The sequence below is a fragment of the Lacicoccus alkaliphilus DSM 16010 genome (genome assembly GCF_900142805.1).
Lineage (GTDB): Bacteria > Bacillota > Bacilli > Staphylococcales > Salinicoccaceae > Lacicoccus > Lacicoccus alkaliphilus.
The window spans coordinates 358,487-384,123 of record NZ_FRCF01000002.1 but is presented as its reverse complement, the minus strand read 5'-3'; the positions used below and the strand labels follow the sequence as shown (position 1 = coordinate 384,123).

Annotated in this window: 29 protein-coding genes; 22 read left to right on the top strand and 7 right to left on the bottom strand. The window is 46.1% G+C overall.

Annotation, left to right across the window (positions count from 1 at the left end; all coding sequences use genetic code 11):
- Positions 1-86 precede the first annotated feature (86 nt).
- Entirely contained in the window at positions 87-524 is a 438-nt protein-coding gene (locus BUA12_RS02075; RefSeq protein WP_072707813.1) for a BrxA/BrxB family bacilliredoxin, read from the top strand.
- 33 nt (positions 525-557) lie between these two features.
- Here BUA12_RS02075 and prli42 read toward each other — a convergent pair whose 3' ends face one another.
- Positions 558-659, bottom strand: a complete 102-nt coding sequence (gene prli42 / locus BUA12_RS13285; RefSeq protein WP_178138212.1) for a stressosome-associated protein Prli42 — start codon at positions 657-659, stop codon at positions 558-560.
- Between the two features lie 80 nt (positions 660-739).
- Here prli42 and BUA12_RS02070 point away from each other — a divergent pair, with 80 nt between their 5' ends.
- Complete coding sequence (locus BUA12_RS02070; protein ID WP_072707811.1) at positions 740-1,855, top strand: M20/M25/M40 family metallo-hydrolase; 1,116 nt, start codon at positions 740-742, stop codon at positions 1,853-1,855.
- A 33-nt stretch (positions 1,856-1,888) separates the two neighbouring features.
- Here the strand turns inward: BUA12_RS02070 and BUA12_RS02065 are convergent, their stop codons facing one another.
- The gene (locus BUA12_RS02065) at positions 1,889-2,731 is read right to left on the bottom strand and encodes a helix-turn-helix domain-containing protein (RefSeq protein ID WP_072707809.1); all 843 of its coding nucleotides are present in this window, start codon (positions 2,729-2,731) and stop codon (positions 1,889-1,891) included.
- Positions 2,732-2,846: 115 nt separating this feature from the next.
- Here BUA12_RS02065 and BUA12_RS02060 point away from each other — a divergent pair, with 115 nt between their 5' ends.
- Complete coding sequence (locus tag BUA12_RS02060; RefSeq protein ID WP_072707807.1) at positions 2,847-3,782, top strand: MBL fold metallo-hydrolase; 936 nt, start codon at positions 2,847-2,849, stop codon at positions 3,780-3,782.
- Here the strand turns inward: BUA12_RS02060 and BUA12_RS02055 are convergent.
- On the bottom strand, positions 3,727-4,626 hold the full coding sequence (locus BUA12_RS02055; protein ID WP_245772723.1) for an alpha/beta hydrolase: 900 nt from the start codon (positions 4,624-4,626) through the stop codon (positions 3,727-3,729). The two genes, BUA12_RS02060 and BUA12_RS02055, sit on opposite strands and share 56 nt — an antisense overlap.
- A gap of 38 nt (positions 4,627-4,664) precedes the next feature.
- A complete protein-coding gene (locus BUA12_RS02050; RefSeq protein WP_072707803.1) occupies positions 4,665-5,576 on the bottom strand; it encodes an aldo/keto reductase in 912 nt (303 codons plus the stop codon).
- A 171-nt stretch (positions 5,577-5,747) separates the two neighbouring features.
- On the opposite strand from BUA12_RS02050, the gene BUA12_RS02045 reads away from it, so the two are divergent.
- The 4 genes from BUA12_RS02045 to deoB all read left to right on the top strand — a co-directional run bounded on the left by BUA12_RS02045 (position 5,748) and on the right by deoB (position 8,906).
- Positions 5,748-6,269 (top strand): NUDIX domain-containing protein, encoded by a 522-nt coding sequence (locus BUA12_RS02045; protein WP_072707801.1) that lies wholly within the window; start codon positions 5,748-5,750, stop codon positions 6,267-6,269.
- A gap of 103 nt (positions 6,270-6,372) precedes the next feature.
- Entirely contained in the window at positions 6,373-6,834 is a 462-nt protein-coding gene (gene fur, locus BUA12_RS02040; protein ID WP_072707799.1) for a ferric iron uptake transcriptional regulator, read from the top strand.
- A complete protein-coding gene (gene xerD, locus BUA12_RS02035; RefSeq protein WP_072708861.1) occupies positions 6,830-7,714 on the top strand; it encodes a site-specific tyrosine recombinase XerD in 885 nt (294 codons plus the stop codon). The genes fur and xerD overlap by 5 nt, the downstream gene beginning before the upstream one ends.
- A 7-nt stretch (positions 7,715-7,721) precedes the next feature.
- Complete coding sequence (deoB, locus tag BUA12_RS02030; RefSeq protein WP_072707797.1) at positions 7,722-8,906, top strand: phosphopentomutase; 1,185 nt, start codon at positions 7,722-7,724, stop codon at positions 8,904-8,906.
- A 111-nt stretch (positions 8,907-9,017) separates the two neighbouring features.
- Here deoB and BUA12_RS02025 read toward each other — a convergent pair whose 3' ends face one another.
- Positions 9,018-9,554 carry a DUF309 domain-containing protein gene (locus BUA12_RS02025; RefSeq protein WP_072707795.1) on the bottom strand — a complete coding sequence of 179 codons (537 nt, stop codon included), beginning with the start codon at positions 9,552-9,554 and terminating at the stop codon, positions 9,018-9,020.
- Positions 9,555-9,582: 28 nt separating this feature from the next.
- On the opposite strand from BUA12_RS02025, the gene BUA12_RS12920 reads away from it, so the two are divergent.
- The 9 genes from BUA12_RS12920 (at position 9,583) to BUA12_RS01980 (ending at position 18,014) form a co-directional block, all read left to right on the top strand.
- Positions 9,583-10,308, top strand: a complete 726-nt coding sequence (locus BUA12_RS12920; RefSeq protein ID WP_072707793.1) for a segregation and condensation protein A — start codon at positions 9,583-9,585, stop codon at positions 10,306-10,308.
- The gene (scpB, locus tag BUA12_RS12915) at positions 10,295-10,837 is read left to right on the top strand and encodes an SMC-Scp complex subunit ScpB (protein WP_072708860.1); all 543 of its coding nucleotides are present in this window, start codon (positions 10,295-10,297) and stop codon (positions 10,835-10,837) included. The genes BUA12_RS12920 and scpB overlap by 14 nt, the downstream gene beginning before the upstream one ends.
- Positions 10,830-11,552, top strand: a complete 723-nt coding sequence (locus BUA12_RS02010) for a pseudouridine synthase (RefSeq protein ID WP_072707791.1) — start codon at positions 10,830-10,832, stop codon at positions 11,550-11,552. The genes scpB and BUA12_RS02010 overlap by 8 nt, the downstream gene beginning before the upstream one ends.
- 87 nt (positions 11,553-11,639) lie before the next feature.
- Positions 11,640-12,173 (top strand): redoxin domain-containing protein, encoded by a 534-nt coding sequence (locus BUA12_RS02005; RefSeq protein WP_072707789.1) that lies wholly within the window; start codon positions 11,640-11,642, stop codon positions 12,171-12,173.
- Positions 12,174-12,184: 11 nt separating this feature from the next.
- Positions 12,185-13,828, top strand: a complete 1,644-nt coding sequence (locus tag BUA12_RS02000) for a cytochrome c biogenesis ResB family protein (protein WP_084669827.1) — start codon at positions 12,185-12,187, stop codon at positions 13,826-13,828.
- 2 nt (positions 13,829-13,830) lie between these two features.
- Complete coding sequence (gene ccsB / locus BUA12_RS01995; protein ID WP_072707787.1) at positions 13,831-15,030, top strand: c-type cytochrome biogenesis protein CcsB; 1,200 nt, start codon at positions 13,831-13,833, stop codon at positions 15,028-15,030.
- An 18-nt stretch (positions 15,031-15,048) separates the two neighbouring features.
- Complete coding sequence (locus tag BUA12_RS01990; protein WP_072707785.1) at positions 15,049-15,759, top strand: response regulator; 711 nt, start codon at positions 15,049-15,051, stop codon at positions 15,757-15,759.
- Positions 15,756-17,453, top strand: coding sequence for a HAMP domain-containing sensor histidine kinase (locus BUA12_RS01985; RefSeq protein WP_072707783.1), 1,698 nt, complete (start codon positions 15,756-15,758; stop codon positions 17,451-17,453). Before BUA12_RS01990 ends, BUA12_RS01985 begins: the two co-directional genes overlap by 4 nt.
- Before the next feature lie 9 nt (positions 17,454-17,462).
- Positions 17,463-18,014, top strand: coding sequence for an ECF transporter S component (locus BUA12_RS01980; RefSeq protein ID WP_072707781.1), 552 nt, complete (start codon positions 17,463-17,465; stop codon positions 18,012-18,014).
- Positions 18,015-18,045: 31 nt separating this feature from the next.
- On the opposite strand, the gene BUA12_RS01975 is transcribed toward BUA12_RS01980, so the two are convergent.
- The gene (locus BUA12_RS01975; protein ID WP_072708856.1) at positions 18,046-18,294 is read right to left on the bottom strand and encodes a ferredoxin; all 249 of its coding nucleotides are present in this window, start codon (positions 18,292-18,294) and stop codon (positions 18,046-18,048) included.
- Positions 18,295-18,473: 179 nt separating this feature from the next.
- Between BUA12_RS01975 and BUA12_RS01970 the strand changes: the two genes are divergently transcribed.
- Positions 18,474-19,523: a LysM peptidoglycan-binding domain-containing protein gene (locus BUA12_RS01970; protein ID WP_072707779.1), complete on the top strand. Its 1,050-nt coding sequence runs from the start codon at positions 18,474-18,476 to the stop codon at positions 19,521-19,523.
- 17 nt (positions 19,524-19,540) lie between these two features.
- On the top strand, positions 19,541-20,527 hold the full coding sequence (locus BUA12_RS01965) for a YpdA family putative bacillithiol disulfide reductase (protein ID WP_072708855.1): 987 nt from the start codon (positions 19,541-19,543) through the stop codon (positions 20,525-20,527).
- 4 nt (positions 20,528-20,531) lie between these two features.
- Here the strand turns inward: BUA12_RS01965 and BUA12_RS01960 are convergent, their stop codons facing one another.
- Positions 20,532-21,485 carry an asparaginase gene (locus BUA12_RS01960; RefSeq protein WP_072707777.1) on the bottom strand — a complete coding sequence of 318 codons (954 nt, stop codon included), beginning with the start codon at positions 21,483-21,485 and terminating at the stop codon, positions 20,532-20,534.
- A 119-nt stretch (positions 21,486-21,604) separates the two neighbouring features.
- Between BUA12_RS01960 and cmk the strand changes: the two genes are divergently transcribed.
- The 4 genes from cmk (at position 21,605) to der (ending at position 25,631) form a co-directional block, all read left to right on the top strand.
- Positions 21,605-22,264: a (d)CMP kinase gene (cmk, locus tag BUA12_RS01955; protein ID WP_072707775.1), complete on the top strand. Its 660-nt coding sequence runs from the start codon at positions 21,605-21,607 to the stop codon at positions 22,262-22,264.
- Between the two features lies 1 nt (position 22,265).
- Positions 22,266-22,838: a lysophospholipid acyltransferase family protein gene (locus BUA12_RS01950; RefSeq protein WP_072707773.1), complete on the top strand. Its 573-nt coding sequence runs from the start codon at positions 22,266-22,268 to the stop codon at positions 22,836-22,838.
- Between the two features lie 74 nt (positions 22,839-22,912).
- The gene (gene rpsA / locus BUA12_RS01945) at positions 22,913-24,226 is read left to right on the top strand and encodes a 30S ribosomal protein S1 (RefSeq protein WP_072707771.1); all 1,314 of its coding nucleotides are present in this window, start codon (positions 22,913-22,915) and stop codon (positions 24,224-24,226) included.
- 91 nt (positions 24,227-24,317) lie between these two features.
- Positions 24,318-25,631, top strand: a complete 1,314-nt coding sequence (der, locus tag BUA12_RS01940; protein ID WP_072707769.1) for a ribosome biogenesis GTPase Der — start codon at positions 24,318-24,320, stop codon at positions 25,629-25,631.
- The last annotated feature ends 6 nt before the right edge of the window (positions 25,632-25,637 follow it).

The window sequence follows — 25,637 nt, the reverse complement described above, 5'->3', positions numbered from 1 at the left end:
AATTTTATGGATAAACTGGGATTAACGATAATAATATAAACCTTATCTGCGTGATAAGGTTTATATTGACTAGGAGAGATTCAATAATGAACATGGACTTTAACTTGTACATGAATGATATCGTGACGACTGCCCGCAGTGAGATGCGTGAATCAGGCTACACTGAAATGACGACACCCGAAGAAGTCGATCAACATTTAAATAAAGAGGGGACGGCACTCGTAGTCGTCAACTCGGTCTGCGGCTGTGCGGGCGGGATTGCACGCCCTGCAGCCAAACATGCATTGAATTATGACAAGCTTCCCGATCAGCTGCTTACAGTTTTTGCCGGTCAGGACAAAGACGCGACGGAACATGTCCGCGATAAAGCGCCGGACTTCCTGCCATCTTCACCTTCTTTTGCATTTTTCAAAGATGGAGAAATCGTAGATATGATTGAAAGGCATGAAATTGAAGGGCATGAGACGATGAGCGTCATTACAAACCTTCAGGCATGGTTCGAAGAACATTGTGAAGAGGTATAAAAAAGAGGTCCTGTAAGGACCTCTTTAATTTAGTTAAAATGATGTGATCATGCTCACGCCGAATAGTAAACCTGAAACAACAATCAAAAACACCATGAACCAAATGATTACTTGTCTTACTTTTTTATTCTGCATAAGAATCATCCTTACTTGATTACTGTAATCAGTATATTATACTCGTTTGTCACAATCAATATTATTATGGAGGAAAAGTTATGAATGAAGAACGTTTGATCCGGCAGTTCATGGATATGCTCCAGGTCGACTCGGAGTCGGGCGATGAGCGTCAGATCGCCGACTACTTAAAGACCCACTTCAATCAATTCAATGTCGAGATCATTGAAGATGACAGTGTAGAAATCACCGGACACGGTGCGGGGAACCTCCTGATCCGGCTGAAAGGCACGGAAGATATTGCCCCCGTATATTTTACAGTACATATGGACACCGTCACCCCGGGGAAAGGGATAAAGCCGAAAATTGAAGAAGGTTACATCGTCTCTGACGGCACGACGATACTTGGCAGTGATGATAAGGCGGGCATTGCTGCGCTTGTGGAAGCAATCCATATCATCCAGGAAAATGACATCCCTCATGGCGATATTGAAATCGTGATCACGGTCGGGGAAGAGTCGGGGCTGGTCGGGGCAAAGGCTTTTGATACCGGCCAGCTTAAAAGCGACTTCGGCTATGCCATCGACTCCACCGGGAAAGTGGGCACGGTGGTCACCAGTGCACCGACCCAGAGCAAGGTGGAAGCCCATCTCCACGGCAGGACCGCCCATGCCGGAGTCGCGCCCGAAGAAGGTGTAAGTGCCATCAATATTGCCGCCAAAGCGATCAGTATGATGAAGCTCGGGAGGATCGATTCCGAGACCACTGCCAACGTGGGGCGTATCGAAGGCGGAAGCGCCACGAACATCGTCGCCGATTATGCCTATGTGCTCGCCGAGACGCGCAGCCAGCACCCTGAAAAGATGGAGTCGCAGGCACAGCATATGAAAGAAGCTTTTGAAAAAGCTGCAGAAACATTTGGCGGAAGCGCAGAAGTCAGTATTGAAAAGATGTATGATCACCTCTATGCAGAACAGGACTCGGAAGTGGTGTCCACCGTAAAAACTGCGATAGAGAATATCGGCAGAGAAGCAGATTTCATATCACTCGGCGGTGGGAGCGACGGCAATATATTCAATGGCAAAGGCATACAGACTGTTGTATTGGGCCTCGGTTATGAGAATATTCATACCACCTCGGAAAGAATGCCGATTGAAGAACTGATCAAGGCAACTGAGCTCATCGTGGAAATCATCAAAGTTCAGCAGGCAAAATAAACAAAAAAAGAAGGTGATATCACCTTCTTTTTTTCATTCCAACGCCTGCCATACCTGTAATTTTGAATCGTCATAGTCTATATCAAATGGACTTTTGAGCACTTCAATTGAAAAATCGCAGTTCAGCTCCCTTGTGCTTTTGAAGCGCCATCTTCTGAATATATACCGGTAAATATCCTCCATCAGCATACTCGCCCTTCCTGTCCCCTCAAAAATCGTGAAATCACCCGATTCCGTAAAGGTTTCATTGAAAGGTGAAGCATCCGAAGAAGCCACGCCGACCATCAGTTCCAGTTCATCCCTGACGATCCTCTCATGTAAAATGACCCCTTTGATGCGTCCGCTGTTGAAACCGAGCAATTCATCGATCAAGCCATTTTTCTCGAGGTTTTTAAGCATATTCAATTTGTTGGTGCGGCTGTAATCATTGAGTGAGAAGTATTGTGTGAAACCCACAATCCTGAAGCTCTCCACATAGACTGTGCGGGAAGGGTATTCAGGCTTGTCCACGGGGACGACTTCGAATGTGATGCGCTCGAGCAGATCGAGCGTCCCAATATATTTATCAGTCTCATAAGGGGAGATGCCCATGCTTTCCCTGTACCTGTGCTTGAATTCATCAGCATCCTTGAAGCCATAATATTTCGCAATATCTATCAGTCTGCGATGACCTTCGTAAAGTTCGTATGCAATCTCGGTCATCCTCCGCTTCTGCTGATATTCATAAGGTGTCATACCCACCAGTGAAGTGAATATCGTAATGAAGGATTTCGGTTCGACACCCAATTTATAGAGTGCTTCACTGAAATCGATCTCTTCCCTTAAATGATCTTCTATATATATGATGAATTTTTCAATAAAATTAACAGTCTCCATACTGCCTGATGCCACCTTCAAAGTTCAGTTCTTGTAATATAATTATTTCACTGTCATCTTAAAAACTCAATTATTATGATATAATTGACAAATCAATCAAAACAGGTGATATTTTATGCAATTTACAGTTCTCGGTTCAGGGGCAGGGCTGCCGTCCAAGAAAAGGCACACCCAGAGTTACATATTGGATGCAGTGGATGAAACCAATCAGTACATATTGATAGATGCGGGGGAGGCGTTGCAGCACAGGATACTCCATACAAGCATCAAACCTTCCAAAGTGAGGAGTATATTCATCACGCATTTGCACGGCGACCATATATACGGACTTCCGGGCTTCCTCTCTTCACGTGCACACCAGGGCGGGGAAGATCTGCCGCTGACCATCTACGGGCCGAAGGGACTGGCAAATTGGCTGGACATCACTTTTGAAATCAGCGGTTCCAGACTCAATTACCCGCTCAGCATCGTGGAGGTCGGGCACAAGGACTGTATAGAAATCGACAACTTCAAGGTCCATGTCCGTCTGCTGGACCATAATATAGACAGTTTTTTATATGTCTTTAAGGAAAATGATAAAACGGGAGCACTGGATCCGGACAAACTGAAGGGCATAGGAATCGAACCGGGCCCGTTATATGCTGAAATAAAAAAGGCGGATGTGTTTGAATTCAACGGGGAAACATATCGTACATCGGATTTCACTGGTCCTGATATCACCGGGCGCAAAATTTCCGTTCACGGCGACACAAGGGTGATGGCAGAGCCGGAATATCTTTCACTGATAGATAGGAGTGACGTCATCGTCCACGAAGCGACGTATCTGGATGGTGAACAGGAAAAAGCACACCGCTATTTTCATTCTGAAATAACCAGTGTGCTTGATAATCTAAAAAATATTGATTATGGTGCGCTGCTGATCACCCATCTGAGCAACCGCTATGAGGACGGGTTCTTAAATGAATTGGCGAAGGAGCTGCCTTCAGGCGTCCACCTCACCCACGACTTTTTCGAACATCCCATTTTACGTAATTCTCAAGAAAATAAGTGACTTTCGCGACATAGGCATCCTGATTGCGGTTAAAGCTCTCGACATGTCCTCCGCGGCCGGGGTACCAGGCAATCTTGGGCCCTTTTTTCTTTTCATAAAGTTCTTTCGTCTGATGATAAGGGATGAACTTGTCATTCTTCGAATGGATGAACAATATCGGCTGTTCAATTTTGTCGATGATTCTGATTGGTGATACCTTAAACAATGAAAACCTGCTTCTGAATCTGAAGAAAAGGTTCGTCATGACCAAAACGAATGGAGAAGCGAGCCTTGAATACTGTCCGAAAATGAAGGTCAGCTGATCTGCAAACTTTGAAAATGATGCATCCGAAACATAGAACTTCGCCTTATTCGACAGTTCACCCGCATAGAGCAGCATGGTCGCCGCCCCCATGGATTCGCCGTGAATACCGAATTCGATGTCCTCGCCGTAGTGCTTATGCAGGTAGTCGACTACGCTTTCGAGATCGTATTTTTCATAGAAGCCATAAGTGGAATGTATACCTCCCGAATTGCCATGTCTTCTTGCATCATAAATCACGCAGTTATATCCCATCCCGACGAACATATTCAAATATTTGATGGAGCTGATCTTGTTTTCAGTGACCCCGTGGCACAGCACCACCCATTTATTCGTATCATTCGGATAAACGAAAACAGCATTGATGCTGTAGTCGAATCTGGATGGAATCAGGATATCGTCCTGGGGCAGCTTTCTGAATTCATCCAAATTTATTCTCTTCGCCCGTGTTTCCCTGCGTTTGATCACTTCCACATCACGCAGTTTGAAGAAAAGGGTCTGTGTGGAAGCATAATACCCCAGCGCAGCAATAATGGTGAACACAGAGAGTACACCTGTCCATATCCAAACACCTAAATTTTTCATAATCTGTGAACCTCGTATCTTTCTTTTTTAAACAGCTTTTCCGCTGTCTTCATTTCATTTTCATCCATTGCAGCCGCTTTTTTCAAACTTTCCAAATTCTTCTCCAGCTGCTCCAGTGTGCTTACACCAGTCACGATGACTGCGCCTTTATCGATGAGGTATTTAAATGACAAAGCGGTCAGATCGTCATGATGACGGGCGAGCATCGCGAATATGCGGCTCAACTCCTCCTGCGGGTAATTAAAGATACCATCAGGGAATTTCTCTTTCAAGTGATATTCATGGCAATCGGTGAACAAACCCTGCATGACAGGCCCGCGGGCAAGGATCGTGATGCCATCCAGTGCTTCAAGGAATTCCTCCGGCCGGTTGTCAAGCGGGTTCAACTGCAGCATGAGTGTATCCATATTACTTTTCCTGTAATAATGATCGATCACATTCGGCCGGATGGAGGAAATGCCGTAACTTCTGATCAGACCTTCTGACTTCAGCTCTTCAAACGCAAGGATGGTGTCATCCATATCATCTTCGATGGTACCACCGTGAAGCTGGTAAAGATCTATGTGGTCCATGCCCAGACGGCGGAGCGACATTTTGATTTCAGCCTTGATATACTTCCTTCCCGGATTCCATCCGGTCTTCTGCTGCAGCGACCTGTCAAATTCATTGCCGACCTTGGTGCCGACATAAAGATTATATCTGCTTTGGTACCGCTTCAAAATTTTACCGACTGTTTCCTCATTCCTGCCAAATTGATATAAATCGGCAGTATCAAAGAAGTTTATATGCTGTGATAAAGCGTATTCGATGATTTCTTCAGCCGCAATTTCATCTTCGACCGGTAAATTCATACACCCAAGCGCCATCCGGGAGAAGTTCAACCCGCTTTTGGATTCCGTATATTCCATAATACCTCTCCTTCATATACAGGGATAAGATAACTATACCAATTATTCCATACAAAATTTGAATCATCAAAGCTTTTCGGCCCTTTTTAAAGCAATAATGTTAGTGCTATAATTGATGATATAAAAAAGCTGAGGAGCATCATTATGACTAATCATTAACCATATGATCACTTGAAGGAAGAGGTCATCGAAACTGAGGAAATATTCAACGGCAGGGTCATTAAAGTAACGCACGATAAAATCAGACTGCCTGACGGCGGGACCTCCTGCAGGGAAATCGTCCATCATAAAGGTGCAGTCGCACTGATTGCCATCCACGCTGACCACCTGTATTTTGTCAGGCAGTTCAGGGTGCCGACAGGTGAAGTGCTGCTTGAAATCCCTGCAGGCAAAGTGGAAACGGGCGAAGCGCCGATTGAAACTGCAAAAAAAGAATTGAAAGAAGAAATCGGAGCAGTTGCTGCAAACATCAATAAGTTATATGAGTTTTATACTGCGCCGGGATTCGCCAGTGAGCTCATCCACCTTTACATCGCAGAGGATTTGGAATTTGAAGAACAGGCACTTGAGAAAGATGAATTTCTGGATATCGAAAAGATTCCTACAGACTCGCTTCAGGACGCCCTCGACACAGGAAAATTCCGTGATGCCAAAACCATTATTGCTGTACAATATGTATTATCATATTTATAATTCTCAATTAGAATTACTTTATTTATAATAATTATTAATAACTTTCATTTCATGGGCAAGTTTTGTATAATGTATATGATTAATGATAAAAGTAGGTGGCGTCGTGGAAAAGAGAATCCAGCACATAAAAGAAGCCCTTCATGATGCAAAATATAAATTGACACCACAACGTGAAGTGACACTGAAAGTATTGTTGGAAAATGAAAGTGATCATCTCAGCGCGGAAGATGTTTTTATGAAAGTGAAGGAAAAGTATCCCGAAATCGGTCTCGCAACTGTATACCGCACACTTGAACTTCTCAATGAACTGAAGATCCTGGATAAGATCAATTTTGGTGACGGCGTCTCAAGGTATGACCTCCGCAAGGAAGGTGCAGAGCATTTCCATCATCATCTGGTATGCATCAGCTGTGGATCGGTCGAGGAAATAGAAGAAGACCTCCTGGGAGATGTCGAAAGTATAGTCGAGAGTGATTTTCACTTTAAAATCACAGACCATCGTCTGACTTTTCATGGTGTATGTAAACATTGTACACTGAAGGTGGAGCAGGCCACGGATGATTGATAAGCATATCGATGAATACATCACTTTCCTCAAAATTGAAAAGGGGCTGAGCCCGGCTTCTCTCAGTTCCTATAAGCAGGACTTGAAACATTATTTAAGTTATCTTGATGAGCTGGGCGTCAAATCCTTGGAAAAAGTGGATACCGATATGCTGATCAGTTTCATCAAACATCTGAATGAAAAGGGATTAAGTTCAAAAACGATTTCTAGGACACAGTCGACACTCAGAAATTTCCATCAATTCTTATTGAATCAGGATGTCACGAAAATGAACCCGGCGATCAAGCTGACTGCTGTCCGGGGGGAGAAGAAGCTGCCTGAATATCTGACCATCGAAGAGATGGAAACACTGCTTGCCACACCCGAAGACTCGCCGGCAGGCGTCCGGGACAGCACCATGATGGAAGTCCTTTATGCTTCAGGCATCAGGGTGAGTGAGCTGATCAGCATCAAAAAGCCCGATGTCAATACGGAAATGGGCTTCATCAGGGTGCGCGGCAAAGGCAGTAAAGAACGTATCGTACCGATTACGGACTTTGTCGCCCGTCAGCTGGAACATTATATCGTCAGCATCAGGCCGAGGCTGCTCAAAACCGAAGACACCGAGGATCTTTTCATCACCAACAGGGGCAGGGGATTCACACGTCAGGGTTTATGGAAGACAATCAAAAAGTATGAGGTACTGAGCGGCATCAGTAAAAATATCACTCCTCATACTTTCAGACATTCGTTTGCAACGCATTTAATCGAGAACGGTGCGGACTTAAGAGCTGTCCAGGAGATGCTGGGGCACTCCGATATCAGTACGACCCAGATTTACACACAGATCTCCGCTTCGAAAATCCGCGAAATGTATAAACAATTCCATCCGAGAAAGTAGGTATTATATGTTTAGAAGAGTTCATTTGATAGTACTTGATTCAGTGGGTATCGGTGCGCAGCATGATGCAGCTGAATTCGGGGATGAAGGGGCGCATACTTTAAAGCATCTCCTCGAAGATTCCCCGGTGACACTCGGTAATCTGGAGAAGTTGGGACTCGGCTGCATCGATGAGCTGCCGGGAGTCGGCTGCCCTGAAAAGCCACAGGCATTTTACAGCAAGATGGCAGAAATATCCCGCGGCAAGGATACCATGACCGGACATTGGGAAATAGCTGGACTCAACATTACAGAACCTTTCAAAGTTTATCCCGACGGTTTCCCGGAAGAACTGCTCGACAACATCAGGACGGTGACCGGCAGGGGGATCGTCGGCAACATCCCGGCAAGCGGTACGGAAATCATCAAAGATCACGGGGAGCATCAGATGGAAACCGGCGACCTCATAATATACACCTCCAATGATCCTGTGCTTCAAATTGCGGCGCATGAAGAGGTCATCCCTTTGGATGAACTGTATGATATCTGTGAAAAAGTCAGGGAGATGACCAAAGCGCCTGAATTCCTGGTGGGCCGAGTCATCGCCAGACCTTTCACCGGTACCAATAAGCACGACTTCACAAGGACGGGAAATCGTCACGACTACGCACTGGAGCCATTCGGCAGGACTGTGCTGAACGCCCTTGAGGAAAGCGGGAAGGATGTCATAGCGATCGGTAAGATCAACGATATTTTCACCGGGTCGGGCATCACCGATACAGTCAGAACCAAAAGCAACGACGACGGGGTGGATAAACTGCTCGAAGTGCTTGACCGTGATTTTGAAGGACTGTCATTTTTAAACCTTGTCGATTTTGATGCATTATATGGCCACAGGAGAGATCCGGCGGGCTATTCCAACGCATTGAAGGAATTTGATGAGAGACTCCCTGAAATCATCGAAAAACTGAGGGAAGACGACCTGCTCATCATCACTGCCGATCATGGCAACGACCCCACCCACAAAGGAACTGATCATACGAGGGAATATGTGCCTCTTCTGATGACTTCCAAAAAAGATCTGGACTACGGGCCGGTGCGGCAGAGTGAGACGTTCAGCGACCTGGCTGCAACGATGGCAGAGAACTTTGGCATAGAGTATGAAACGGGCGGAAGAAGTTTATTAAGTGAGATGGTGCCTTATGAAAAATAGAAAAGCCGTTTTTTTGGTCATACTGTTGTTTGCCCTGTTGTGGGGTTTTGCATATTGGTTCCTCATATTCTAAAAAAGCTGCAGACTTTCACAGTCTGCAGCTTTTTGCATTTAATCCCGGGGATTCCGCGACCTTTTCTCCCTGAGCTTTTCGTTCCTCACTTTGATGATTTCCGACCTGTCCCGCAGGCGGTGCTTCTGTACAAGTGTGATGTCTTTTTTGTGGATTTTTGCTATTTGCCTCAGAAATTCCTTCGAAGAGAGCCCGGGCATTGCATAGGCGCGCAGCGCTTCAAACATCTGGCCGGTGAGGGGCAGCAGGAGGGGAGTGAAGGGTTTGCCCCCTATGGCGTCAAGCCGCTCCTTTATGAGCGGTGTGACATCACTCTCCAATCCATATTCAAGATGAGGGAAAGGGCGTTCCTCCAGACGTTTGACAGCACGTCTGTATATTTTGCGTGCGCCATAGAAGTTGTTTCTGCGATAATGGTATTCAGCTGTCGAGAGCTGGATGAAGAAAATTTCATCGTCCTCTTTTGAATAATGCTTTTTCGATTTCCAGGCGTCCTCCATGATTTCATGGCATTCGAAGTAATCTTGCTTTATAATAAATTCGTTATAGTATTTTAACAGAGTGATTTCATCCATAATGATTCTCCAAGATTGAGGTTTTAATATGTTTACTTATGAAGTTAAATTAGATATTTTCGAAGGGCCGCTGGATTTGCTGCTGCATCTGATCAAGGAACTTGAAATTGATATATACGATATACCGATGGCCTCTCTTACAGCCCAGTATATGGAATATATCAATCAAATGAAAGAACTTGAGATCAATGTGGCCAGTGAATATCTGGTCATGGCGAGTGAACTGCTTAAAATCAAGAGTTTCATGCTGTTGCCGGAACCCGTTGCTGTCGAAGAGGATTACACGGACCCGAGAGAACAGCTCATGGAACAGTTGCTGGAGTATCAAAACTACAAGCAGTATGCAGAGGAACTCTTCCAATTGAAAAAAGAGAACGACAGGACGTACATCAAAGCGCCTCATGAATTCGAGGAAGCGGATGAAGAGGCGGACAACCTGGAATTGACCCTGGACCACTTACTTGAAGCATACCAGAAGGTCAGGATGCGGGTCTCGCTGAATCAGAAGCAGATGGTTTCCATCAGACGGGAAGTGATTTCAAAAGAGCATGCGGAGTCCTATATCACTGATAAGTTCAATGGGAAATCATCACTCCGTCTTACTGAATTATTCAGCCTGGATGAATCAAGGGCGATGGTGGTTGCGCTTTTCATGGTAGTGCTGGACTGGGTGAAATCGCATAGAATGATCATCAATATTTTGGATGATGGTGAATACCAATTTGAAAGGCAGCAAAAATATGGAAAAGATTGATATTATTGAAGGTTTGCTTTATATTGCAGGAGATGTCGGGCTGACGGAAGAACAGCTGATCATGCATGTCCCGGTGACGAGACAGCAGCTTCGGCAGGAAGTGGGAAATTATGATAAGCCGCATCTGGATATAAGTCTGCATGGGGAGACTTATTTTCTTAAAACGACGCCCGCGATGGAAAAATATATCATCCGTATACTTCAGGACAAACCGAAGAATAAACTGTCACAGGCCGCCCTGGAAGTCTTATCCATCGTTGCGTATAATCAGCCCGCTTCCCGTGCCATGATAGAGGAACTGCGCGGGGTCCAGTCGGATGGTCCGATCACGACGCTCCTGAACAAAGGTCTGATCATGAAAAAAAACATTGAGAATGAGCGTGCTTCGCACTTTGTCACCACCCGGACTTTTCTTTATGTATTCGGCCTGGAAAGTCTGGAAGAACTGCCGACACAGGATGACATCAAGGAACAGGAAGAAATCGACCTGTTCTTTGATAATTTAAAGGAGGAAGAAAATCATGAGTGAAATAAGACTGCAAAAAGCAATAGCAGACAGCGGCGTCACATCACGCCGAAAAGCAGAACAGCTGATCATCGACGGACGTGTGAAAGTGAACGGCGGTACCGTCACCGAACTCGGAACGAAAGTGCGCAAAGGAGATAAGGTGGAAGTGGACGGCATCCCGCTCACCAAAGAGGAGAAAACATACATCCTATATTATAAGCCGGTTGGCGAAATTTCCTCTGTGGAAGATGAGAGCAAGCGTAAAACGGTGATAACGAAGTTCAAAGCGCTCGATCTGCGCCTTTATCCGGTCGGTCGGCTGGACTACGACACATCAGGCATCCTGCTGTTGACGAATGACGGCGAATTCACACAATACATGACCCATCCCAAATATGAAATTTCCAAAACATACAGGGTGAAGGTCAAGGGCATCCTGAAGAGACATGAGCAGAAGATGATGGCAGAAGGCATCCTGCTTGAAGACGGCAAAACAGCGCCGGCCGATGTAAATGTGGTGCGCGATAAGAAAGATAAGAACATGATCGTCGATGTGACGATCCATGAAGGACGCAACCGTCAGGTCAGGCGGATGTTCGAGCATTTTGACCTTGAAATCCTGAAATTGACCCGCATCAGATATGATTTTCTGACCCTGGAAGGGTTAAGCGAAGGCGATCACAGGTTTTTAAAGCCGCATGAGGTGAAAAAGCTGATCGCCAATGCGAAAGGCTGATTCAGCAATTGTCATAATAATGTCAAACCGTGACTTTGTATGAATGATATAATGGGTGGAGCAAACTAGTTACTGTAGGTGAAATTTATGAAGAAGCAAACGAGGAATATACTCAGGGTGGCCATCATTACAAGCATTGTCGTTTTGGTCGGGGTGACCCTGTGGTTCAACCTGACTTCTGATTCACAGGCCGTGCAGGTCGGTGATGATGCAGTCGATTTCCAGCTTGAGACACTTGATGGTGGAACCGTGCAATTGTCCGAAATCAATGAAGACAGAGGCGTCATATTGAATTTCTGGGGCACATGGTGCGAACCCTGCCGCGAGGAAATGCCTGATATGAACACGATATATAACGAAGGTCACGATGAATATGAACTGATCGCTGTAAATGTTTCGGAAGGGGAACAGCAGATCAATCAATTCCTTATGAGCCTTGATGAAGAACTTTCCTTCCCGATTGCACTGGATCGTAACAGGGACGTGACCAAAGCTTATCAGATCGGACCCCTGCCGACGACGATAGCAATCGATAAAAGCGGAGTTGTCGTTGAAAAGCAGGAATATCAGCTATCTGTAGATGATATCTACAATTTCGTGGAACAATCTACTTCGGAATAGGATGAAGTGTTATGGAATTGAATGAAATAGAATGTGCATCCTGCGGACATGTGAATCCACCGGGCACCCAGCTGTGCCAATCATGCGGGAAGATGATCAACAGCGATTATGACAAAAAGAAGATAAAAGACCTCATGCGCTATGATGGCAGTGCCATCCGGTCCAAAACGAGGTCGAGAAGCATCTTTGATAAAATCTGGATATTCTTCACTTCCATAAAAGTCGGAGTGTCAATCATCCTGTTGATCGCTGTTGCCGCTTCAGTCGGGACGCTTTTCCCCCAGGAATATTTCATCCCTGTAGGAGCGGACCCGCTGCAGTATTATACAGAACATTACGGCACTCTCGGCAGGCTGTACTATGAGCTTGGCTTCCACAACCTGTATTCTTCATGGTGGTTCATACTGCTCATGGGGATGCTTGCATTGTCAATCATTTCAGCAAGCATCGACAGAGGCGTACCTTTGTACAAGTCCCTGAAAAATCCGCGGGCCAAAAAGCACCCGACGTTTTACAGGAGACAACGATTGAACCTGCATGACGCAGATTCAGGCAGCATTGCCGGCGTCATAGAGGGGCTTAAGAAAAAAGGTTATAAAGTCAAATCCGAAGGCCGTCACCACCTTCTCGAAAAAGGAAGGCTTTCAAGATGGGGACCCTACATAAACCATACAGGGCTGATCCTGCTTCTGTTCGGCAGCATGTTGAGGTTTTTCCCGGGCATGTATGTCGACGAGCTCATTTATATCACAGAAGGCGAAACCGTCCAGCTTCCTGAAACGGAAGGTGAATATTATGTCGAGAACAATGAATTCATCGTTGACATCTATGAAGAAGGAGGATCGGTGTTTGACGAGACATTGCAGAACACCAATGAAGTCATCACAAGCAATTATCAGACCGACATCACTTTTTACGAAAACCAGAATGTCGATGTTGTCGGGGCTCAGCCGGATCTGCAGAAAGTTGAAGATTACAGCATACGTGTGAATCACCCATACCGCTTTGATCAGTTTGAACTGTATCAGTCGAGTTATGATAACTCACAGATGAAGTCGATGACTTTTCAGCTGGAAGACAGCAATGAACAAGTAATCGGCGAACCGTTCACCATCGATCTCGATGATCCTGACCGTACTTATGATGTCGGAGACGGTATGGAAGTGAATATGAGGGCATATGCACCGGACTTCGTTGAGATAGATGATAATGGGGCGCTCATCTCGCAGACACCTGTCGCCACGAATCCGGCATTCGTTTTTGAAGTGACAGACGGTGACTCAAGTGAACTCAGTCTGCTGCAGATCATGCTCTCGACCGACATCACACAGGATAATGAATATAATGTAAGGTTCGTGGAAAATGAAAATCACATGGCGACCGTGCTGACTTTGAAGAAAGACCTGACTTTACCGATCATAGCTACCGGGTTCGGCATCTTTCTGATCGGACTCTTCATCGGTTCCTACATCAACCACAGGCGTATATGGATCAATGATGAAGATGGCTTCAGTATCGGTGCCCATACCAATAAAAATTATTTTGGCCTGAAAAAAGATATCGATCCTGTTTTGAAGGAAAACGGCTACGATGAGATATTTGACAGAGATGCAACAGATTTTGATGAAGGCGTCATCATTGGTGAGGAGAAATAAATATGGAATCAACACTTTTATCGATTAGTAACTGGCTGATCACTTCAGCATTCTTCATATTATTAGTGGCACTCGTGCCTCTTTCAATCAGCATAAGGAGCGGGAAGAAGAGATTTGAAAATACGGCCATCATCATGACGGTAGTGGCTTTTGTTATGCAATTGGGCTATTTTATATTAAGATGGACAGCAACGGGACATGCACCGGTATCGAATATGTATGAATTTATCGCGACTTTTTCGATAATGCTAATTCTGGGATATCTGATCACTTATCATTATTATAAAACAAAGGTGCTTGGATTATTTGCAATCCCGGTTTCTCTACTGCTGATTGCATATGGGAGCCTGTTCTCGACCGATGTCAATCCCCTGATCCCATCATTGCAGAGCAACTGGCTTGCGATTCATGTGATCACTGTATCGATCTCCTACGGCATTCTGTCCATGAGTGCCGTTGCGGGGTTCATTTACCTTCTTAAAGCGATACCGCTCAACGAAAAATCATGGCGGGCACGTACTCTGGAGATGATCATGGCAGGTATCGTCATCGTCCTGGTATATATCGGCACGACACTTGTCATGCAGGGTGCAGTGGGTTACAGTGATGAATTCATGTATACCGACCAGCGTGGGGAGACGATGGTTGCAGATTACCACCTGCCAAGTCTCGTGAACTATGCAGAGGCCATACCTGTCGAACATGTCGGTGACAACCAGTATGAACAGGTAGACCACTTCCATGCAGGCATCGATCTGCCACCGGTCATCAATTCACAATCGCTGAATACGGTACTCTGGTCCCTCATCCTTGGAACCCTGGTATATGGCATACTCCGCCTTATTCTAAGGAAACGGCTTTTCGCATTCGTCAAGCCGCTTGCCAACAAAGCCGACCTTAATTTAATGGATGAAATCGGCTACCGTTCAGTGATAATCGGCTTCCCTTTATTCGCACTCGGCGGCATCTTTTTTGCAGCAATCTGGGCGCAGATCGCCTGGAGCAGATTCTGGGGCTGGGATCCAAAAGAGACCTGGGCCTTCATCACGTTCATGTTCTACACCATTTTCCTGCACTTGAGGCTGAACAGGGGATATGAAGGTGAGAAATCCGCATGGCTTGCAGTGGTCGGCTTCCTACTGATACTTTTCAACCTGATTGCAATCAACCTGATCGTTGCAGGGCTTCATTCATATGCATAATTAGAGAAGAGGGTGAATATGACAGAAAAAATTCTTATTGTTGACGACGAAGAACGCATCAGAAAATTATTGAATATGTACCTGGTCCGGGAGGGTTATGAAATCACAGAGGCTGAAGATGGTGAAGAAGCACTGGAACTTGCTTTGGAAAATGATTATGACTGCATTCTTCTTGATCTGATGATGCCTGTGATGGATGGCATAGAAGTGGCCAAAAGGCTGCGCCGCGAGAAATCCACGCCGATCATCATGCTCACTGCCAAAGGCGAGGAAAATAACCGGGTCGAAGGTTTCGAGGTGGGTGCGGATGATTATATAGTGAAGCCGTTCTCCCCTAGGGAAGTGGTTCTGCGCGTCAAGGCCATACTGCGGCGCTCCTCCGAAACTGCCTTCATCCAGCAGGAAACGACGGCAAAAGACGTCATCGTGTATGAACATCTGGTCATCGACAATGATGCGCACCGGGTGCTTGCAGATGATAAAAGAGTGAACCTCACACCTAAAGAGTATGAACTGCTGCTGTTCCTGGCCAAAAGTCCGGATAAGGTGTTCGACCGTGAAGAACTCCTTAAAGAGGTGTGGCATTATGATTTTTACGGCGATCTCAGAACAGTGGACACCCATGTCAAGCGACTGAGGGAGAAACTTAATAAAGTCTCCCCGGAAGCAAGCCGTATGATCCACACAGTGTGGGGCATAGGTTATAAATTCGAGGTCAATGAGCTGTGAGATCATTAAATAGTCTTGTCTCTAAACTGTGGTTGACCATCATTCTGATGGTGACTGCAGTTTTAATTATATTGACGCTGGTTTTAATATTTTTTTTCAGGAGTTATGTCTTCAATACCACCGAGACGATTTTGGAGGAAGACGTCAACAGGGTGGGGGAGGTACTCCTCACAGAACACGACATAGACAGCCTCGGCAATACAAGCCTTCTTCAGGAGGATAACCTGATCATTCTGTACGCTGGTGATCCACTGCTGCCATTGTCAGCGCTCGATGAAGAGATATACAACAGGATGAACACCGAGAATCTGACTGACAGCACATTCATCATTGACGACCTGTACAACAGCATGTATATGATAAAGACTTCCAGCCTCACAAGGTATTTCGATGAAAATCTACACATCATCATGTACAGGGATCTGGATGCCGTGAACCAGTCGATCAGCGGCATCACCATCATCATGTTCTTTACGACAGGCATTCTGATCATCGGAACGACCATTTTCGCCTTTCTTTTACTTAACAGGATCACCCGGCCGCTCATCAATTTGAAGACAGCCGCCTACAATACTTCCCGCGGCAAATACAAGCCTCTTGAAGTGAGAAGCAGGGACGAAATCGGGGAACTGACTCTTGCGTTCAATAAAATGAACAGGGACATCAAGAAGAACATCGAAGCCGTGCTTCATGAGAAAAACCTGCGTGAAGAGATTTTCAGCTCAATGGAAGAGGGTGTGCTGTATTTTGATACGGACGCAGAATTGATCTACAGCAACGCCAAGGGGAACTCCATTTACACCGCACTCTCCTCGAACAGTCATGAGAAGGAGATGTTCCTTGATAATGTTCTGAACATTGCGGATACGAAGACCCCCCAGATTGAACGCCTCAATATGTCCAACCACCATTATCAGGTGTCATATACAGCGGTTGTGAGCGATAATATGACATACGGTACCATCGTCCTGATCAGGGATATCACTGAAATTGTAAAGACGGAAGCGATGCGTGCCGATTTCATTGCGAATGTCTCCCATGAGCTCAAGACGCCGATGGTCATGCTCAGCGGTTATTCGGAGGCGATTCTGGATGGTATAGTCACGGAACCTGAAGAAGTCAATGAAATGATCAAGATAATCAAGGATGAATCGGACAGGATGAACAGGCTGGTCAATGAACTGATAACGATTGCGAGGATGGACAGCGGTTCAGATCTGATGAATATCGAGGGCAATGACCTGATGGGTCTGATCAAAGAAATAACCATGAAATTCAAACACGCCCTGCATGAAAAAGAAATTGATCTTGAAATCGATACTGTGTCGAAACGCGTATTTTTCGACTTTGATTATGGCAAGATAGAACAAGTCATCAACAACCTGATTGACAACGCCATACGTTATACAGAACCGGGTGATAAAATCACATTGACGGTCCGGGATGCAGAGGACGAGGTCGTATTCTCCGTGGCAGACACCGGCATAGGCATCAAAGAAGAGCACCAGGATCGTATTTTTGAACGCTTTTATAAGGTGGACGAATCACGGACGCGCGGTAAACACGGCACCGGCCTGGGTCTGTACATCGTCTCTTCCATCATCAAAAGACATCAGGGGAAAATTGAGTTATACAGTGAACCGGGTGTCGGCACAACCTTTGAAATCATTCTTCCAAAAAATAATCATGAATAGGAGTCAGCCATGGATAGAAACCGTTTAAGGAAACTCATCATCATCAGTATACTTTCTGCAATATCCTTCGTGCTCATGCTGATCAAGTTCCCGCTGCCCTTCATACCCCCGTATCTGACTGTCGATTTGTCTGATATACCGGCATTCATCGGCTTCATACTATACGGGGGGGTCACGGGTTCCTTGATCATCGTATTGAAAATATTGATCTACGGACTGCTTGCCGCGGGGGAACCGATTGGTCCGCTGGCCAATCTGCTGGCCTCCTTTTCACTGCTGCTGCCGGTGTATTTCATCTACGTCAGGAACAAGACTTCAAAATCGATCATCATCGGCTTCATCGTCGGGACGGTTTCTTTGACCCTCGTATTGTCGGTCCTGAATTATTTTGTCCTCCTGCCTCTCTACGGTATGATCATCGATCAGACTGATATCATAGAGAATCTGAGGATCATCGTCACTGCGGGAATCATTCCTTTCAATATCATAAAAGGGATCATCGTCGGTCTCGTCGCTTTCGTCGTTTATAAGAAGTTGATTCCCAAATTGAATAAAATATGAGAAAGAGGCGGTCACGGACCGCCTCTTTTGACTATTCGAATTTTAACGGGTCCCCGTCAAACGGCTCCCTGGCAAGTTTGATCGAGTCGGTCGGACAACCGTTGAAGGCATCGTCAAGATCATCGTATAGTGCTTCCGGCACAGCCGCTGTACCCGTATTATCGTCGAGGATGACATATGCTATACCGTCATCATCATAATCATATATATCCGGGGCTGATGCACCGCATGCCCCACATGCGATGCATGTGTCCATATCCACTATGGTGTATTTTTTCACGCCCATAAATTCACCTCTTAAGAAAATCTTCCTTATCAATTTTATAGTGAAGAATATTCTTTTACAAACAAATACGTTTATTTATGAGTGCTTCACATCTTTGGTCTGATAATGCTTTGAAATTCATACAATTAATAATATAATATATAAGTAAGATTTAAGGTTGAGGAGAATGTCCAATGAAAGACAATTTTTATAAAGATATCAAACATAAACGTACACAGGATGAGGCTGAACAGTCCAAAGGTAAAGCTAAAAACAAAGAAAAAAAAGATAACGTCAAAGAAGATGAAAACAAAACCGAAGAGCAATCGTTCAAACGCAGCGCAAAATATAAAGAGGATGCAAAAAATGCTACGACCCGATTTTCATCCAAAGTCAAAGAATACTTCAACCGGGAGAATCTTGAGAAAGGCAAGGCTTTCTTTGCGGGCAAACTCTCGAGTTATAATGAGAGGTTTTCCGATGAATTGAAGGTGACGAGGGAAAAACTGGACGAATTCAGGAACAGGCCGAAAAATCAAAAGATTGCAGCGGATGAATCCCGTGACGAGCAGGGAGCCGGCAGGAACAAGGGGCTGGTTCCGTTGATCGCCGCCGGTGTCATCATCGTTCCACTCACCCTGTTCCTCGGATTCATCATCATCAGCAATTTCTGGCCTTCAAATGACGGCATGGAACTTGCGACAGATGATGGGGGTACTGAGGAAACTGAAGAGGCTGCGGAAAGCGAAGAAGCTGCAGAAGACGAGGGCCGTGATGAAGGGCTTGAGGATCAGCGCTTCGAGATGGAGAGGCGCATGGCCGAATCCAGGGGGACGGAAGATGATGAATCCGGTGAAAGCGAAGAGGAAGATGTTGAAGTTACCGAAGAGGAAGATCTTGCTTCTGAAAATGTTGAAGCCGTCTACAGCAGTGATGAACTTTCAATCCTTGAAGATATCGCCGGAGATGCGATCGAAGAAAGGGAGGGTGGAGATGAATCCGCGGAGGAAACATCAGATGCTTCGGGAGAGGCTGAAGCCGGACAGGCACAGGATGAAGATGCTTCCGGGGAGGACCAGGAGTCGGTTGGAGCGACCCATGTGGTGGGCGAAGGTGACAACCTTTACCAGATTGCAAGACAATATTATGGCAGCGGATCTGCCGAGAATGTCCAGAGGATACGCGACGCCAACGGCGTCACCGGTAACAACATCAGTCTTGGTCAGGAACTCGTCATCCCCTGATGGGCAGTCCAGCGGAGATGAAGTATCATGAAACGATCATCATCGGGGCCGGACCATGCGGTCTGGCTGCCGCAGTCGAACTTGAAATCAATGATATGGACTATCTCGTACTTGAAGAGTTCAATATCGTCAATGCGATATATAATTACCCGACCCACCAGACTTTCTTCTCCTCATCCGGGAAACTTGCAATCGGCGATCTTCCGTTCATAATCGAAGCCGGCAGACCCGCGAGGAACCAGGCTCTCGTATACTACCGGGAAGTGGTGAGACATTATGGTCTGAACATCAATGTCTACGAGAAAGTGACTTCCGGAAGGAAGACAAGTGAGGGATTCATCATCGATACACTTAAAAGCAGGTATTCCTGCAAATATTTGATCATCGCGACAGGCTATTACGGCCAACCGAATAAACTTAAGGTACCGGGCGGGGATAAGGAGAAGGTGTCCCATTACTTCAAAGAAGCCCATCCTTACTTCAACCGGCATGTCCTGGTGGTCGGAGGCAGAAACTCCAGCGCCGATGCCGCGATAGAACTTGAAAAAGCGGGTGCACATGTCACAGTCATCTATCGGGGGCAGGATTACTCCAAAAGCATCAAACCATGGGTGCTGCCCCACCTGAAATCACTTGGAGACCATGGCAAGATCGATTACCGTTTCAACACGGATCTCCTCGAAATCAAAGAGGAGAATGCAGTGATCAGGACGGGTCCGGAAATGACGGTGCTCAGAAACGATTTTGTCCTGGCAATGACGGGATATCATCCTGACTATGACTTTCTTCGATCATTCGGCATCGGGCTCACTGAACGCGGAGAAAGCTTCATACCGGTGTACGATCCTGCCACAATGGAAACTGATGTGGAGAACCTGTACATCGCAGGCGTCATAGCAGCCGGCGATGATGCAAACACCATATTCATCGAAAATGGACGTTTCCACGGCAGGAAGATCATACCGGATATCATAAAAAAATCAGTCTCTGCAAGGGGAGACTGATTTTTTAATGTTCAAATACATCTTTTATAAGATGACGCTCGAGATTGGAGAGTGCAAGCAGCAGCTTCAGCCTTGCCTTCTGGCCATTGAGGCCGTTTGAGAAGATGATGCCCATCGATTTCAATTCGTAGCCGCCGCCCCGGTAATCGTAGTAACCGCCGACGATGCCGTTGAATGAACGTGAAACGAGGACGGTGACGATACCTGCCTCAAGCACCCGCTCCAGGGCAGGCATGACTCCCGGAGGCATGTTGCCCTGTCCCATGGCTTCGATGATCAGCCCATCATACTCAGCTTTGATCAGAGCGTCGAAGAAAGTTTCATCAAGGCCGACGTGGGCCTTTATCAGACCGACTTTCATCTCCGCATCCACCTCATCGAATTTCATCCGGGGCTTCACCGAATGATGATAGTAGACTTTCTCCTTCGTTAGAAAGCCGACCGGGCCGTGATTCGGACTCTGGAATGTCGCGATATTGGAAGTATGTGTTTTCGTCACGGAATGTGAAGTATGTATTTCATCATTGAAGACGACAAGCACACCTCTGTTTTCAGATTCCCTCTCTGCCGCGACACGTATGCTTGAAAGATAGTTGTACATCCCGTCACTGCCGATTTCATTCGAGGAGCGCATCGCTCCAGTGATGACTACGGGTGGCCGCACATCCAATGCGATGTCGAGGAAGTATGCCGTCTCTTCCAGTGTATCCGTCCCGTGGGTGATGACGAAGCCGTCATAGTCCCTTTCTTTGTCCTGGATGAACTTCCTCAATTCCTTCATGTCATCAACAGTGATGTGCGGGGACGGTTTTTTGATGGGATAGATTTCCACCACACCGACATCGTCGATCATGTGGCTGCCGATGTTCAAAGGGTTTTCCACCCCCTGGCTGACCACGCCATCCGTTTCCGACATGCTGATTGTACCTCCAGTATGTATAGCAAGGATTCTTTTCATTTTCTTCCTCCCGGGACGGTTTTTTAAGTTTATCTTATTAAATGTCTCCAAATTTAAGCTAAGGCCTGAATATATGATAAAATAAAAAGGAACAATCAATCAAGGTGGGTAGATTTCGAATGGATAAAAAAATCAATATCGCAATTGACGGGCCCGCTGCTGCAGGGAAAAGCACCATTTCCAGACGGGTGGCCGAAAAGCTGGGCTATATTTATATCGATACCGGGGCCATGTACAGGGCCGTGACTCTATTATACATAGAAAAAGGAAAAGATATCATCGATTCTCTGGAAGATGTTGAAATCACATTCAAAAGAGGGGATGGAAACCGGGTGCTCCTGAACCAGCGGGATGTCACGGAAGAAATCAGATCTGAGGCGGTGACTTCAAAGGTGAGTGAAATTTCAAGCTTTGAATCTGTGCGCAATTACCTCGTTTCCATGCAGCAGAAACTCGGACAGGAGAGAGGCGTCGTCATGGACGGCAGGGATATCGGAACGACGGTTCTGCCGGAGGCAGAACTCAAGATATTCATGCAGGCATCCCCCAGGGTCAGGGCAGCCAGGCGCCTGATCGAGGAGAAGGATCGCGGCAGCGATATAGACATTGAACAGCTCACGGCCCAGATCATCAAAAGGGATGAGCTGGATATGAACCGTGAAATTTCACCGCTTGTCAAAGCTGAGGATGCTGTATTACTGGACACGACAGAAATGACGATCGATGAAGCAGAAAACTTCATTCTGGAAATTGCGCAAAATAAGATGGGGGAAGTATGACATGTTCTATAAAGTGGCGAGAGCAACGGTAAAAAGATTTTATCATACGCGTTTCAAAATCCGCGTCATCGGGGAGGAGAGAATCCCGGAAACCGGTCCCGTGGTCATCTGCAGTAACCACATTTCAGAGTACGATCCGCCGCTGATCGGCATCAGCACAAGGCGTGAAATGTCCTTTTTTGCCAAAACCGAACTATTCAAAATACCTGTACTGGGCTATCTCATCAAACATCTGAATGCGATTCCGGTCGACCGCGGGAAAGGCGACAGGCAGGCACTCAAGAAATCGGTCGAAGCGCTGAAAGAAGGTAAGATGCTGACCATGTTTCCGGAAGGGACAAGGACAAAGGACGGCAAACTGCAGGATTTGCAGGAAGGTGCCAGCTTCATGGCTGTGAAATCGGGCGCGACGATCGTACCTGCAGCCATAAAAGGCGAGTACAACAGGCATAAAGGCATCACCCTCGTATTCGGCAAACCGATGGATATCAATGACATGGTGGCATCCGGAATGACACGGAAAGAAATCACCAAAGAACTGAAAGTACAAATCAATAATTTACTATTATCATAATAATTACTTGACAAAACCTCATATTTATAAGAAGTTAGGTATATAGTCTATAGTAATGTAATGGAGGCAGGCACATGACGGCAGATAATATCTTGAATGAAGAGAACAATGAAAAGAACGATGAATTGGAAAATTCACAGGTCGAAGTAAACTCACCTGAAGAAGAAAACCAGGGGTCACAGGAGCAGCAATCACAGGAAGATGATTCAACTTCCGGTGGACAGGATGACTCTGAAGCGGCTTCAGAGGGCTCGGACGTCAGCTTTAATGAAGGCGACAAGGTGACTGGCACGGTTTTCAAAGTTGAAGACAAATTTGTCAGGGCACACATTGACGGTTCAGATTTTGAAGGGATCATCCCAATCAGCCAGGTCACCAACAAAAGGATCGAGCATCCTAACGAAGTCGTTGCGGAAGATGATTCCATCGAAGCGGTGGTCATCAAAGTGGAAGATGAAAACGAGCGTCATAATTTGATCCTTTCAATCAGAAAACTGGAAGAAGATCAGAGTTACGATTCACTGATCACTGCCAAAGAGAACGACGAGACGCTTGAAGGAACCGTAATGGAAGTGGTGCAGGCGGGTCTTGTAGTGGATGTTGGGGTCAGAGGTTTCATACCCGCTTCACTTTTATCAGATGAATATGTCGAGGACCTGGAACAATTTGCAGGACAGACGCTTGAAGTCAAAGTCGAAGATATCGACAAAGATAAAAACCGCGTGATTCTGAACCGCAAGAAAATCATTGAATCTCAGAAAAATGATGAGCGCAGGGGACAGCTTCAAAAACTCACTGCTGACACAATCGTCGAAGGGGAAGTCGTCAGGACGACGAATTTCGGTGCATTCATCAATCTTGGTGCAATCGACGGACTCGCCCACATTTCCGAGCTCAGTTATGAACGCGTTGAAAAAGTGGAGGATGCTGTAAACATCGGCGATAAGGTGGATGTCAAAATACTTGATGTCGACGTTGATAATGAACGCGTGAGCCTCTCGATCAAGCAGGCCCAGGCCAGTCCTTTCGAACTTTTCATCAAGGAGCATGACGAAGGTGAAACGCTTGAAGGCACAGTAAAAAGACTGGTTGACTTCGGTGCGTTCGTAGAAGTCGCCCCTGGTGTCGAAGGTCTTGTACACGTTTCCGAGATCAGTCATGACCATGTGGCACAGCCGGCCGATGTTCTGGACGAGGGTGAAAAAATTCAGGTTAAAATATTGTCCCTGAATGCGGATGCCGAGAAAGTGTCGTTGTCAATCAAGGAAACGACAGATCCTGGTGAGAGAAGTACGGCGCCATCAAAAGTTTACAGAGATGAAACTGAAGATGACAGACCGACTTTAGGTGATGTTTTTGGTGATAGATTTAAAAATCTAGATTTATAAATCCATAAAATATTCGAAAATAAAGGGCGATGGGAATCGCCCTTTATTTTGTTTTTATGTTAAAATAATTTTTAAGCAGGGAGGCAAAATCATGTATAAACCGACAATTGCTGTAGTTGGCCGGCCCAACGTCGGCAAATCAACTTTGTTTAACAGGATCATCGGAGAGAGGAAAGCGATTGTGGAGGATACCCCCGGCGTGACGCGCGACCGGCTGTATGCGGATGGCGAATGGCTGAATCATGAATTCAATGTCATAGATACAGGTGGAATCGAGATAAAGGATGAACCTTTTCAGGAACAGATAAAAATGCAGGCTGAAATCGCAATCCTTGAAGCCGATGTCATTTTAATGATCGTGAATGGCAGGGAAGGCGTGACCAGTGATGATATGCACGTCGCCCGTATTTTACAACGATCAAAAAAACCGACGGTACTCCTGGTCAATAAAATCGACAACTTTGAGATGAGGAACGAAATTTATGACTTTTACCAGCTGGGCCTCGGCGACCCGTTCCCTGTCTCCGGCTCGCATGGACTGGGGCTCGGGGATGCACTCGATGCCGCAGTCGGGCATTTCAAAAATATCGAGGCCGAGGTGGAGGCGGACGATTCGATCAGAGTGTCCCTCATCGGCCGTCCGAACGTCGGCAAATCGAGTCTGATCAATGCGATCTTAAATGAAGAAAGAGTGATCGTTTCTGATATTGCAGGGACTACACGGGATGCCATCGACACCGAGTATACGTTCGAAGACGAAGCCTATACTTTGATCGATACGGCAGGTATGAGGAAACGCGGTAAAGTATATGAAGCCACTGAAAAATATTCAGTGCTCAGGGCGACCAGGGCCATCGAACGTTCTGATGTGGTGGTCATAGTCCTGAATGGCGAGGAAGGCATAAGGGAACAGGATAAACGTGTTGCCGGACTTGCACATGAGGCTGGACGGGCGATTGTCATCGTGGTGAACAAATGGGATGCGGTGGAAAAAGATGACAAGACTATGAAGAATTTTGAGGATGACATCAGAAATGAGTTCCAATTCCTGGATTACGCTCCGATCACTTTCCTTTCAGCCAAGACAAAGTCCCGTCTTACGACTCTTTTCCCATTGATCAAAATGGTGAATGATTCCCATAAGAAGCGCGTACAGTCCAGTACATTGAATGAAGTCATCGTTGACAGTGTCAGCATGAATCCAACCCCTACGGATAAGGGCGGGCATCGTCTGAATATCTTTTATGCTACTCAGGTGAGCGTCGCCCCACCTACATTCGTCATGTTCGTCAATGATACCGAACTGATGCATTTCAGTTATAGAAGGTATCTGGAAAATCAGTTGAGACGCGCTTTTGACTTCACCGGGACGCCTATTCATATAATAAGCAGGAAAAGAAATTAAAGGAGC